The following is a 12,999-nucleotide window of genomic DNA, read 5'->3' on the forward strand; positions in this document are numbered from 1 at the left end:
GTGCGTTGAGGATGCGTGGGCGGAATATGGTCGAAAAACCGACCACATTGGGCACGGCGTGGGCGCGTGGGCGGAATATGGTCGAAAAACCGACCACATTGGGCACGGCGTGGTCAAGTCCAAATTTATGTGTAAATTCTCTTTAGATGAGGTCAGCCGGATAGGTTACGTTCGGCTACCTTTTTCTTTTTTCCATGCCGCGTATGCCCGCATGTCTATAAATCGTTTTTCATCTCCCCAGCCTTCATCTACTTCCATGAGCACCGATCCCAACAGTCGGATGACGGAGTCACGATTGGGAAAAATACCAATTACATTCTCCCTACGCCGTATTTCGCGATTTAAACGCTCGACCATGTTGGTTGTCCGCGTTCTTACTCGGCACGCCTCCGGCAGCTCCAGCACCGCTGTAGCATCATCGAAGCCTTCTTCAAGAATCTGCATAGCTTTGGCCGCGGTGTCTTGAAAACGTTCATACGTTTGTTTTAGCAACGTCCGAGCGGTAGGCATATCCGCGGCGTCAAAAATGCGTCGTACATACTTCTTCAACTCATCACGTAACGCCTTCGGAGCGGCATCCCAAATATTGCGCATGAAGTGGGTCTGGCACCGTTGCCAAGTCACCCCTTGGAACTGCTGCCTCACTGCGTTCACAAGTCCGCTATGCTGGTCGCTCGTGACGATGTCGACGTCGCTAAGCCCCCTGTCCTTCAATTGCGTAAAGAACGCGCCCCACGTAGCCTCTGACTCCGTATCTCCAATCGCAAAGCCAAGAATCTCTCGCTTTCCCTCCATGTTGACTCCGGTAGCGACCAGGACGCCTCTGGAGCGCACTCTACCATCCTCACGCACTTTGACGTATATCGCGTCGACGAGGACAAAGGGATACGCCTTGATGAGCGGACGGTTGTTCCAGGCCTGAACGAGCGGATCCAAGGATTTACAAAGCTCACTTACGGTGGACTTTGAAAATTCCGTTCCGCATAGTTCCTCCGTAATGTTCGCGACTTTGCGAGTGGAGACGCCCTGAATTACCATCTCCATTAAGGATAACAACAGCGCTTGTTCGCTTCTTTGATATCTGGCGAACAACTCCGTCGAGAAACTCCCGTCTCGATGACGAGGCACGTGAAGCGTTAACTTCCCTACTCTTGTCGTCAGGCCACGCTCATAATACCCATTGCGAAGGGTGGTACGATCTTCGTTACGTTCGTACTTCTCCGCCCCTACTTGTTCGACGGACTGCGCTTTAAGCACTTGATTCAGGACGGTTTCCAATAAAGCGGCTATACCCGCATCTCTGGAATCTCCAATAAACAACTGGTGTAAAAGCTCTGTATTTAGTGTAATCTGAAACTGAGTCATGTTGTTGTTCCTCCTATGAATGTTGTCTCGACAACCTCATTCTAAGAGAGAACCCTCAACATGGCTTTTATTAATGTTTACCAACAGCCATTTTACACAATTATATGGACTCGACTCACGGCGTGGGTGCGTGGGCGGAATATGGTCGAAAAACCGACCACATTGGGCACGGCGTGGGTGCGTGCGTGGAATATGGTCGAAAAACCGAACACATTGGGCACGGCGTGGGCGCGTGGGCGGAATACGGTGCGACCCCCTTATCCCGGAGTCCTCCGTATAAAATCGGTACTTGTCGTAGATATGCTCTTTATTTCGCTTTTTCTCTCGGCCAGAAGAAGCGGGAGCGGTCTTCTAGGGTCAAGACCCATTCCGCAAAGGTAGCTGGCGGCATGTTCCGAAGGCTTGTATGCATTCTGCGATTGTTGTAGAAGTCCATGTACCGGTCCACGGCTTCATAGGCCTCTTCGAACGTGTCGAAGGCTTCTTTGCGGAATAAATCCCGATCGATATTACTGTGGAACGATTCAATAAAAGCATTTAAATCCGGCGTTCGAGGCGGAATGCGTTCATGGGTCATTTCCCAGCTTTCACACATGTCGCCAAACAGATGGCTGACGAACTGTGGGCCGTTGTCGGTGCGGATCACCGGGCGTGCGCTGTCAGGGGCGCAGTGTTGCTCCATGGCGCGTCCCAGCGTCTGGCAGGCGTGCTTGGCCTCACACGACGATCCGCGGTGGTAGCCGACGATGACACGGGTAAACACATCGATAATGCTAAGGACAAAGAAATGCCTATCGCGGCCCGCCACGTAACCGTACTTAATGTCCATCTGCCAGAGCTGGCCCGCCCCTGTAATGACCCGGTTCTCCGGCAGCTTCCGAGGGTGCTTAAAACGCTTGTGACGCTGCGGCTGCAGGATATCCAGCGCCTGACACAGCCGGTAGCTTTTCTTGTGATTGAGCCTCAGCCCGTGCTGGTTCCACAAGCACTTGGCCAGCAGTTTGTACCCGTACACGTGCTCCTCTCCAGCAATTAATTCCAGCAGCCATTCCTGGATTTCCTCGTCGCTAATCTTCTCTCCAGACTCGGTCAGGGAATAGCCGGGTACGGGTCTTCCGCGCCCCTGGGGTACGGCCTGTGCATCCTGCTTCTTGCGTTTCTTACGGTCGTAATACGTAGACTCTGCTAGCCCCACGAGACGTAGTACCAACGCTGCGGTATTCCCCTGCTTAATGAACATGTCGGCTACCTCGATTTTTTCGGATAAGCAGGGGTTGGCTTTTTTAGCAGTTCACGCAGAATCTCGATCTCTAACTCCTTTTCGCCGAGGATCTTGACGGCCTTCTCGTATTTCTGCTCCACGTCCAGGAGGCGCTTCAGTTCCTCCACCTGCTCCTGGGGATACGGATGATCTTGTTCCCCATGGGTCTCTCGGTAGTCCCTCACCCACTGATTCACCGTCGATGGGGTCACCCCATACTTGCGGGCAACCACCGCTGCCTTAATGCCAGACAACACCTCTTGCGCTGCCTTCTCTCTTGTTCCTGTTAAGTGTCCCATACCGTTCATCCTCCTCCTATATCTAGTCTACATTTTTGTGGGGGAGGACTCCAACTTCTTTAGGGGGCTGTGGAGAATATGGTCGAAAAACTGACCACATTGGGCACGCCGAGGGTGCGCGAGCCCAATGTAGGCGAAAAACCGACCACATTGGGCACGGCGGGGGTGCGTGGGCGGAATATGGTCGAAAAACCGACCACAATCGGTGCGTCGAGGGTGTGAGGGTGCGCCACGTAAGCCAAATGTATGCGGAAAACCGAACACAATCGGTGCCGCTGCGCTGAGGGATGGGCCCCATCTCCGCAGCCCGTACCCTTTTAGAGAAATCCTGCAAGAAATGCAGCAATGCGGCCTAAGTCACAGTATACAATGAGGCACAAAGCATCCTTCACCCGCAGGGTGAATTTGTTCTATACAGAGCAATGCAATAAATGATCCTAACAGATCTCTGCCTATAAAGGAAAAGTGGCCCTACGTATAATAGAAGAAGCGTGAATGATTAGAGTCGAAAGAATGGAGATGCGAAGATGACGGCGTTCAATGAAAAGTACATAGACACCCCGGAGAATTTCATCAACGTTCATGCCTTTCTTAGCAAAACGCTTACCTTGACAGGGCAGCTTCAAACCTGGGAATTTGTCAGATTCGAGTTCTGGAACCGGTACGAAGCGCCCAAAAGTGCAGACCCTAATTTCATGGAGTATAATGCACACCTATGGAAGAATGAAGCAGGTGAGATCACAGGCCTGTTCATTTCCGAATCTGGAGGCGGTTTCTTCAGTTTAATCGTTCATCCGGATTATCCGCATCTGGCGGACGAGATGGTCGCATGGACCCGGAATGTATGGGGCAAGGAGAAAAAGAAGCTCAACACCGATTGCTATCCCTACGGTCTGGAGGTTCAGGCATTATTAGACCATGGTTTTGTGCAGGATTCCCATATTGGGAATACAAGAAGATACGATCTTGTGCATACTGAGTACACTTTGAACCTGGAAGAAGGCTTCTACATCCGGTGCATGGCGGAAGGGGCAGACGAAGAATCGAAGGGCGAGTTGATTGAACAGATCTTCTCTCCATCTGATTCCGGCCCAGTCAAGGTAGAGTATTGGAGAAAAACTCTGCCGTCCTATCTTGCGGAGCTTGATTTCTCTGTGGTTGATGATAAGGGCCGGCATATTGCCTTCTGTTTCGGGTTCGTGGATCAGGATAACGGGATTGCGGTCATAGAGACCATTGGGACCCACCCCGATTACCGGCAACGCGGATTCGGCAAGGCGGTTGTTACTGCCTGCTTCTTGCGGCTGAAGGAGCAAGGTGTGACAACTGCTTATATAACGGGTTTTTCTGCTGAGGCTAATGCTCTATATCAATCCCTGCAGCCGGTGGAGATTACTACGATGCATTCGTATGTATACGAAGATTAAATACAATCGGGACTGTCCAATGTAGGAAAAAGCAGAAGACCTTCTATCCTACATATATTTTTTTCTGCAACAGGTTCCTCAGCAGGATTCTACACTTAGTTTATTGAATAAACTAAGTGTAGAGGAGTACATATAATCCAAGAGAGGAATGAGCAGCATTGGACATGAACCATCAGAAGTATACAACACAAGCAGCGGGATATGATCAGGAGAGAGAATGGATCGAGCGTGGTAAGATCACAATGATCGAATACCACTCTGCCACAGTAGGCAACACCCGGAAGGCCAGAGTCTATACGCCGCCTGGATACTCTAGCACAGAGAAATATAGTGTCTTGTATCTGCTGCACGGCATTGGCGGAGATGAAGACGAATGGTACACTCACGGCACGCCACAGATTATTCTGGACAACCTTTATGCTGATCACAAGCTGAAGCCCATGATTGTTGTATTGCCGAACGGGCGGGCGATGTTGAATGACCGGGCGGAGGGTGACATCTTCGCTCCTGACAAGTTGGAAGCCTTTGCAACCTTTGAGTCTGATCTGCTGAACGATCTGATCCCTTATATTGAAGCGAATTATTCTGTGCTGACGGACCGGGAGCACCGTGCGCTGGCCGGGTTGTCCATGGGCGGAGGGCAATCGCTCAACATGGGTCTGAATAACCTGGACCGATTCGCCTGGGTGGGAGCCTTCTCTGCGGCACCTAACACGAAGGAGCCTGAGCTGCTGGTACCCGACCCGCAGAAGGTAGCGGACGCGCTTAACCTGCTCTGGTTATCCTGCGGAGACCTCGACAGCCTCAAGTATGTCAGCGACCGCACCCATGCTTATTTCTCAGAGCATAACGTACCGCATATCTGGGTAGAAGAGCAGGGCGACCATGACTGGCCGGTCTGGAAGAACGGGCTGTATCAGTTCGCTCAGCTTATTTTCTAAATGGTTAGGGGGCGTTCGAAATGGGCGTCTCGTATGCCGCTCCGTCAATCGCCTATTAGTCACCCACCCAACGTCCGCCGATCGCCAACTAATCACTCACTAATCACTTACTAATCAATCACCTATCGTCCGCCAATTGCACAAGACTGCACTGCACGCGACCATGAGCACGTTATGAGGAAATAGTTGGATTTTCTACACTTGCTGGTGAACAAATCTGCCTTCCGGGAACAGTAGTTGGACAAACAACACTTAATCCATCACAATTCAACCAAAGTGGGTAAAAAAACAATATTAGATGCTGTTTTTCCACTTGCTTATCTGTAAACGCCGGAATCAGCTAAATTAAGATACCTTTTTCCATCTGCTTGCCAATGAGTGGGCTTGATTGGTTGGATGTGAGTAGGCAGATTGCCGACGAGGGGTTTCATTAGCCGGAGAAGTTGCTCTACATACTTAAGCGCAAGAGAGGCAGCCCCAAGCCATTTCCATGGCTCCGGGGCTGCCTCTTCTTTTACTTTTACAGCTTACGCAGTAACGCTCATTTGCTTACTTATTGGCAACCGCATCAGCGCGCATTTTAACGATTTTCTCTGCTCTTTCCTTGTCTACGGCGAACACATCGTTCCAGCCGAGCCCTTCGACATCGCTCTTCAGCTTGGTCCAGAGCTGGTCGAATTCGGCCTGGTCCTTGGCGAAGATCATTTTCCAGGAGGTGTTCTTGACATAATCCGAGATCTGGCTGCGTTTGTTCTTGACGTCAGAAGAATCGGAGCCAAGACTGGTATTGATATTCGGCACAATGTCGATCATGTTGTTCTTCGTATAGTACTCGGTCGGAGTAGTAGCATCATAGGTCTTCTGCCAGTCTGTAGTCAGCGCAGTCTTGTTGGCTTCAATGGTTGATGCCCAGTAGGTGCTGTTGTAGAATTCTTTGGTTTCCGGGTCGGTCACGAAATCACTCATAATCATTGAGTTGACTTTACTCTGGCCGTCCTGGTAACCGCCGCCGCCGTATTCGGCAGGGACCGGGGTGTTTTCCTGGAATGCCGTCTGGCCGACTTCGGTCAGCTTGAATTTGCCGTCCGGTGTCTTCTCATAGTTGAAGCCTTCGAAGCCGTTGGTATAGTAACGCAGACCTTCCGGTGAAGACATCCAGTCCATCAGTTCCATAATTCTTTCCGGCTCTTTCGCCTTGGAGCCGATAGCGAACACTCTGCCGTTCCCGAAATAAGCATCACTGTTCTGGATCAGGTGGGTATCGCCGATCGGAACGGCTACGTTGCCGTCGCCCTGGTTGCCGCGTTCAATCGTGTTGTAGAACCCTCTCTGCCAGGAGTACCACAGGAGCAGCACCTGCTTGTTGGTCAGCTTCTCAGATACCTTGTTCCAGTCCTGGGAAGGGGAATCCGGGTCGACGAGACCCATTTTGTTAGCGTCATAATAGAACTGCAGAATCTTCTTGTACATACTGTTGTCGTCCACGATCGGAACGATATCGCCCTTGGCATTCAATTGAATCGTTGTCGTGCCGTTCGGCTGCTCATAGCCATACCAGTTGCTCAGCCACCGGACATTCTCCATGCTGCCGCCGTCCCAGTCCTTCCACAGCGTGATCGGAACAATCGGCTTGCCATCCGGAGTCTTCGGATATTTAGCCTGCATGTCCTTCAGGGCGGTCATCAGGTCGTTCAGATTATTCAGCTTCGGCGCGCCGATTCCCTTGTAATAATCCCAAGGCATAATCGGGCTGGAGTAAGGCAGCTCTTCTGAGAAAGTCGTTGGCGAAGTATCGGCGGTGAAGGCCGGGAGGGCATAGATTTTACCGTCAGGATTCTGCTTCTCGAAGGCCACATTGAACGGCTTGAAGTGATTGTCTACATATTGGGACAGATGCTCCGTGTTCTTAATCATGTCGGTTAGATCCATAATCATGCCTGCCGGAATCAGTTCCTCGAGCTGGCTGTTCTCAATAATCAGGAGGTCGCCGAGGTCGCCGGATGCCGAGCGGGTCTTGTACAGCTGGTCGCCCGCTACCTGCGGAGCCAGAATGTTCAGCGTGATATTGAATTTGTCTTTCAGCAGCTTGCCGTACCATCCCGTCTGCTCGCCTTGATAGTTAGCTGCGTTGTCGAATACCGTAATGGTTAGAGGTTTGCTGTGATCAATGCCTGTGCTTGCGCCCGGATCGGATGACTCAGTAGGTGTTCCGGGTTCGGCCGTCCCCGCAGCAGTTCCTCCATTGTTGGAATTACCGCTGCAACCACTTAACGCCGTTGTTACCAGCAGGATGGTCGTCCCTAGTAACAGCGCGGACTTTCTGCCCAGCTTAATGTGTGTTTTCATGTGTAGCCCCCCGAATGATTAATGTATCATAATGGCGCAGGTCCGTTAGCCTTTCACGGCGCCAATTATAATTCCTTTGACAAAAAATCTCTGGAAGATCGGATATACCAGCAGGATTGGTGCGACTACGATAATGGTTACAGTCATGCGGATGGAGGTAGAGGTCTGCTTGGTCGCCAGAGTAGCCATCGCCGTTGAGCCGGCATTCTGCAGGTTGACCATGGTGGACAAGGAGCTCGCCTGATTGATGTAGTTATACAGTATGAACTGTAAGCTGTAGAGCTTACTGTCCGTTACCAGCAGGAGCGTATCCTGGAAGGAGTTCCATTGGTTGACTGCCGAGAAAATGGCAACGGTTGCAAGGATCGGTTTGCTGATCGGCAGAATGACTTTGTAGAAAATCGTGAAGATTCCTGCACCGTCAATGCTGGCCGCCTGCTGAAGCTCCTTCGGTGTTGCCTCCACGAAGGTTTTGACCAGGATAATGAAGAAAGGAGCAACAACGGACGGAAGAATATAAGCCAGGAAGTTGTCCGTCAGATGCAGCGATCTCATGGTCAGATACCAAGGGATAATCCCGGCATTGAAGAACATCGTGATGATGGTGAAGCGGTACCAGAATTTCTTGCCCCACATGTCCTCCTGGGCAAACATGAATCCGAGGAAGGCCGAAGCGCCGACTGTTAGCAGTGTACCGATCACAGTTCTGCCGAGGGAGATCATGAACGCATTGCCCAGACCCGGGATTTTGAACACATCGATATAATTCTGGAAATGAATGCCCTTAGGCCAGAAAATAATTTCGCCCTTGGCGCTCAGGTCGTTCGCGCTGATCGTGTTGATAATGATCGAGTAGAACGGATAAACGCAGATGAAGGCGAACAGTGAGAACAGGATATAAATAATAGTAGAGATGATTTTATCGGTAGCGCTGACCTGCATTTTTACCGTTTTTTTGGTGATGTCGATCTCCCGGGTGTTTGGCGTAAGACTGGTCTGGTTGTCACTCATACAATGCCCTCTCCTCTCAGCATTTTGGACAGCCCGTTCACCGAAAAGAGAAGCACTACGCTGATTACACTCTTCAGCATACTGATCGCAACGGAGACGGAGTAGCTGCCGCCGCCCATGGCGAGGTTATACACATATAGATCAAGAACCTGAATAGTGTCCTTGTTAAACGCATTTTGGAAGACGAAATATTGCTCCAATCCGTTATTCAGGAAGCTTGCAATCTGGAGCATCAGCAGGACGAAGTAGGTTGGCATCATGCTTGGCAATACGACATGGCGGATAACCTGCATCCGGGTAGCCCCGTCCACATAAGCCGCTTCATACAGCGATTCGTCGATGCCCATGATGGCCGCGATGTACAGAATGGCGGACCAGCCGAGTGTCTTCCAGGTAGCCCAGGCCCACATCGTCCACCAGACATGCTCCGAGCTCTGCAGGAACATTGTAGGTGAATCGGTCAGCCCGGTCATATGCAGGAAGCCGTTGACCATCCCCTCACTGGAGAACATGGAGAAGGCGAGGGAGTACACAAGCACCCAACTGATAAAGTTCGGCAGCGTGGTGACCGTTTGGATGAATTTGCGGAAACGTACCGCCTTGATCTCGGTCAGGAAGATGGCGAAGATCATCGGGAGCCAGGAAAAGAGGATGCCCAGTCCGCTGATGCCGAAGGTATTCCAGATGACCTGCATTAACTGGTCAATCTTGACTTGATTCTCGACCAGCGAATGGAACCATTTGAAGCCGACGAACTCAGATTGGGACAACGGGATAGGCGGGGTGTAGTCAAAAAATGCATATACCCATCCATAGAGCGGATAGTACGCAAAGACAGCGAGTAAAAGCATAAAGGGAGAGATGTAAAGGAATTTCCGGAACGAATTGCTTCTCATGCTCTGGCTGCGCATTGTTTCACTCCTCATCATATTCTCTTTGTATGATTGCTTCCTGAAGCTAAGCCGGGGCAAGCAATCCCGGGCATCTTGTCTGTCTGTCATCCCCCTTCTTCAGTAAGCAACTTCCGTTTTTGATAACGCTTTCATGTATGAAACTATAATAAGTTATCGTTTATCTTCCTACAATGACCGATCCTCACCAATTATTGATCTATTGTCAGGTGAAGGAGACGCGGATGAGAAGGGAAAGTGTATGGGAGGGGCGAGTGAGAGAAGCAGGAGTCGGAGCCGAAACGGGAGTTTTTAGGAGTGGGAAGAAAGGAATGCGGGAGGCTAAGTGGAAAACGTGAGAGTAATGAGGGGCATTAGTGCCCCTGATTTCATCAAAGTTGGGCGGATGATCCAAATGAGGGGCATTAGTGCCCTTGATTTCATCAAAAGTGGGCGGATGAGCCGAATGAGGGGTATTAGTGCCCCTGATTTCATCAAAAGTGGGCGGATGAGCCGAATGAGGGGCATTAGTGCCCCTGATTTCATCAAAAGTGGGCGGATGAGCCGAATGAGGGGCATTAGTGCACCTGATTTCATCAAAAGTGGGCGGATGAGCTGAATGAAGGGCATTAGTGCACCTGATTTCATCAAAAGTGGGCGGATGAGCCGAATGAGGGGCATTAGTGCCCCTGATTTCATCAAATGGACGGGGAGCAGCGCTTCGATGGTCTGGCAGGCAGCGGGCGTACTTATTCAGAGCCTTGCTCCAGATTTCGTCCAGGCCGCTCCCTCCCCCCCTCTGTCTCAGGCAATGACGAAGCATTGCTTGCGGTATTCATTGGCGCTGGTTCCCGTGTATTCTCTGAATTTCTTGTAAAACCAGTCGATTTCCGAATATCCGACAGCATCTGCAATCTCATAGATCTTCATGTCGGTCGTTTCCAGCAGCAGCTTGGCCTTCTCCATCCGCTGGCGCAGAAGGTATTCGTTGAAGGACATCTTCTCCTGCTGCTTGAATTTCTGTCCGAGATAGGCGCAATTGAAGTTCAGGGTGTCGGAGATCTGCTTGAGTGTAATATTATGATGGAGCTGCTCATCCACGCATTGCTTGATCGTACTGACGATCGGACACGGGGAGGACGGCTCTTTTTGAATGGTGAACTGAGCATAATCCCGCTCTACAGCAGCGGGTCTGCCAGCCTGAGCCAGCACCCGACTAACCGCCTCCAGACTTCCGCCCAGCTCAGCCGGGTCCACCGGGTCTGCTAAGTAATCGCTTACATTATAGAGTAAGGCTTGGCGCGCCAGCCCGAAATCTCCGCTGCCCCCGAGCAGAATAATCGGAACGGAGCTTCCCTGCCTGATCTGCTCACAGACTCTCATGCCCGGCGTATGGGCATCCCTGATATTCAGAAGAACTAGTGATATCCCCTCGCTGCGGATCAGCCGCAGAATATCGGATGAATAATCAGCATGCGCATGAATGATGAAATTCTTAAGTCTGCTCCCTGCCATATAAGAAGCGATCTCCCGCACTTGGGCGTTTCGCTCTACACATAAGATTCTGTACAACATGAAGACCCCGCTTTCAGAGAGAAGTTAAGCTTCCTTCATTCATTATGTGCAACAGAGCCGGGCGCTACAATGTGCAATTCTTGCACCAGGCTCCATTTGTTTACCTGATCGAAATCCGGTTGCCCGGTGGATAAGGACTTGCGGGCCGGACCTATAATTTGACAGGTGAACACCTGAAGTTAGACGGGTTGCTGCCTGAAAATGTAAGCGCTAAACTTTCGAGGTAAGTCATTCATACTTGGGGGGACAGATTATGCGGGCAAAAAAAGTAATGTCAGTATTCATTAGTATGTTGTTATTAGCTGCAACGACGGCATGTGGAGGAGCGGGGAACGGCGGGAACGCCGGCGGGGGAGCGTCAGCCCAGCCGGCGGCGGCTACGGAGGCTCCGGCAGCTGAAGCCACTGCAGAAGCTACACCGACTGCAGAGCCGAGCAATGCTACACCGGAAAAAGATTTCGATATGGGCGGCAGAACGATCAAGATCGTGTCCTGGTGGGATATGACGATTCCCGAGGACAATCCTGATAATATCCAGCGCTCGAAGAATCTGAAGGAATTGATGGCCAAGCATAATTTCAAGGTTGAATATGTAGCGCTGGACTTCGGTGAATACCAGAAGAAGGTTGTGGCTTCACTGGTCGCCGGTGAACCGCTTGGCGATATTGTCAGAATGGGCAAGGGCTATATGATTCCGGTGCTGACGAAGCAGGATATGTTCTGGCCGGTTGACGAGTACACCAAGAATGAGAATGCCTTCAATCAGCGTATGACTACAGAATTCTCGCAATATGAGGGCCGGGGCTATGGCTTCTCGGAGAATGCGGGCAACCTGATCAGTGGAGTATTCTATAACCGCACCCTGATGAAGAAGCTGGGCATGAAGCCGCTCCAGGAATATGTGAACGAGGATAACTGGAACTGGGAGACCTTCACCCAAGTCGCCAAAGAAGCGAACAAGGATACAGATAACAACGGAAAACTTGATGTTTGGGGCTTGGCCTCAGGCGGGTTCCTGGAAATGGCGCTGGCCTCCAACGAGACCGATCTGACCGTTGACGATAAACAGAATCTCGATGATCCCAAGCTGCTGGAGGTCTTCAAGTTCATCGCCAAGCTGGGTGCCGAGAAGGTAGCGCGGCCGACAGAAGGCGGGGACTGGCAGGAACCGGCGCAGTTCTTCCGTCAGGGGAACACGCTGATGTATGCAGGAGCAGATTATGAGGCGAACGGCTTCAAGACGGATATGAAGGATTATGATATCGGCTTTGTTCCTTTTCCAAAAGGACCTAATGCTACCGAATACCACAGTGTGGAATCCAATGTCCAGTTCCTGACCATCCCGAAGAAGGCCGAGAATCCGGATCAGCTGCTGTATATCTGGGAGAAGATCAACGATATCGAGTCCATCTACGATTATCCGAAGCAGGCTTCCCTGGAGAGCACGTATGACAACGAGGATGATATCAACAACGCGAAGCTGGTCGAAGGCGGCATGCTGCTCACGAACCATAATACCTTCTCAACCATGCCTTACTACGAGATGATTGACGAACTGAAGAAGGGAACCTCGGCATCTACTGTCATTCAGAAGTACAAGGCGAAGGTTCAGGCTTCTGTAGATGCAGTCTACAAAAAATAAACGGATATCCGCATGGAACAACAGTCCCCCGCGGACTGTTGTTCCCATTCTTGCAGCAATTATATAGCTGGAACTTGAAATATACACTTAGGGTGAAGTGGCGGAAGAGAGGTTTGAACTGTAGGAGCGATAGCGTTCGCCTTTAGGTTTGTATTTCTACTGCGAACAGCAGTTTAAATCAGGAAATACAAACCTAACAGCGGCCGAAAGTCAAACCTGCTCTGCAGTCACGACTAACCCTT

Annotated in this window: 11 protein-coding genes; 4 read left to right on the forward strand and 7 right to left on the reverse strand. The window is 50.9% G+C overall.

Annotated features, from left to right (window positions below; translation table 11 throughout):
- Window positions 1–165: 165 nt before the first annotated feature.
- The 3 genes from MKY12_RS10325 to MKY12_RS10335 all read right to left on the reverse strand — a co-directional run bounded on the left by MKY12_RS10325 (window position 166) and on the right by MKY12_RS10335 (window position 2,925).
- Window positions 166–1,365 carry an IS256 family transposase gene (locus tag MKY12_RS10325; RefSeq protein ID WP_339313678.1) on the reverse strand — a complete coding sequence of 400 codons (1,200 nt, stop codon included), beginning with the start codon at window positions 1,363–1,365 and terminating at the stop codon, window positions 166–168.
- Window positions 1,366–1,672: 307 nt separating this feature from the next.
- Window positions 1,673–2,605 carry an IS3 family transposase gene (locus MKY12_RS10330; RefSeq protein ID WP_339310604.1) on the reverse strand — a complete coding sequence of 311 codons (933 nt, stop codon included), beginning with the start codon at window positions 2,603–2,605 and terminating at the stop codon, window positions 1,673–1,675.
- Between the two features lie 5 nt (window positions 2,606–2,610).
- Window positions 2,611–2,925 carry a helix-turn-helix domain-containing protein gene (locus tag MKY12_RS10335; protein ID WP_339310606.1) on the reverse strand — a complete coding sequence of 105 codons (315 nt, stop codon included), beginning with the start codon at window positions 2,923–2,925 and terminating at the stop codon, window positions 2,611–2,613.
- A gap of 78 nt (window positions 2,926–3,003) precedes the next feature.
- Here MKY12_RS10335 and MKY12_RS10340 point away from each other — a divergent pair, with 78 nt between their 5' ends.
- The 3 genes from MKY12_RS10340 (at window position 3,004) to MKY12_RS10350 (ending at window position 5,293) form a co-directional block, all read left to right on the forward strand.
- Window positions 3,004–3,147 carry a hypothetical protein gene (locus tag MKY12_RS10340; protein WP_339313679.1) on the forward strand — a complete coding sequence of 48 codons (144 nt, stop codon included), beginning with the start codon at window positions 3,004–3,006 and terminating at the stop codon, window positions 3,145–3,147.
- 305 nt (window positions 3,148–3,452) lie between these two features.
- Entirely contained in the window at window positions 3,453–4,352 is a 900-nt protein-coding gene (locus tag MKY12_RS10345; RefSeq protein WP_339313680.1) for a GNAT family N-acetyltransferase, read from the forward strand.
- Between the two features lie 164 nt (window positions 4,353–4,516).
- The gene (locus MKY12_RS10350) at window positions 4,517–5,293 is read left to right on the forward strand and encodes an alpha/beta hydrolase-fold protein (RefSeq protein ID WP_339313682.1); all 777 of its coding nucleotides are present in this window, start codon (window positions 4,517–4,519) and stop codon (window positions 5,291–5,293) included.
- Between the two features lie 549 nt (window positions 5,294–5,842).
- Here MKY12_RS10350 and MKY12_RS10355 read toward each other — a convergent pair.
- From MKY12_RS10355 to MKY12_RS10370, 4 genes are all read right to left on the reverse strand, one after another.
- Complete coding sequence (locus tag MKY12_RS10355) at window positions 5,843–7,639, reverse strand: hypothetical protein (RefSeq protein ID WP_339313683.1); 1,797 nt, start codon at window positions 7,637–7,639, stop codon at window positions 5,843–5,845.
- Between the two features lie 45 nt (window positions 7,640–7,684).
- Window positions 7,685–8,650 carry a carbohydrate ABC transporter permease gene (locus tag MKY12_RS10360; protein WP_081751123.1) on the reverse strand — a complete coding sequence of 322 codons (966 nt, stop codon included), beginning with the start codon at window positions 8,648–8,650 and terminating at the stop codon, window positions 7,685–7,687.
- Entirely contained in the window at window positions 8,647–9,420 is a 774-nt protein-coding gene (locus MKY12_RS10365) for an ABC transporter permease subunit (protein ID WP_339313684.1), read from the reverse strand. The genes MKY12_RS10360 and MKY12_RS10365 overlap by 4 nt, the downstream gene beginning before the upstream one ends.
- Window positions 9,421–10,344: 924 nt before the next feature.
- Entirely contained in the window at window positions 10,345–11,115 is a 771-nt protein-coding gene (locus MKY12_RS10370; RefSeq protein ID WP_339313685.1) for a helix-turn-helix domain-containing protein, read from the reverse strand.
- A gap of 253 nt (window positions 11,116–11,368) precedes the next feature.
- Here MKY12_RS10370 and MKY12_RS10375 point away from each other — a divergent pair, with 253 nt between their 5' ends.
- The gene (locus MKY12_RS10375) at window positions 11,369–12,757 is read left to right on the forward strand and encodes an extracellular solute-binding protein (protein ID WP_339313687.1); all 1,389 of its coding nucleotides are present in this window, start codon (window positions 11,369–11,371) and stop codon (window positions 12,755–12,757) included.
- Window positions 12,758–12,999 lie beyond the last annotated feature (242 nt).

This window comes from Paenibacillus sp. FSL M7-0896 (genome assembly GCF_037975415.1).
Lineage (GTDB): Bacteria > Bacillota > Bacilli > Paenibacillales > Paenibacillaceae > Paenibacillus_AQ > Paenibacillus_AQ silagei.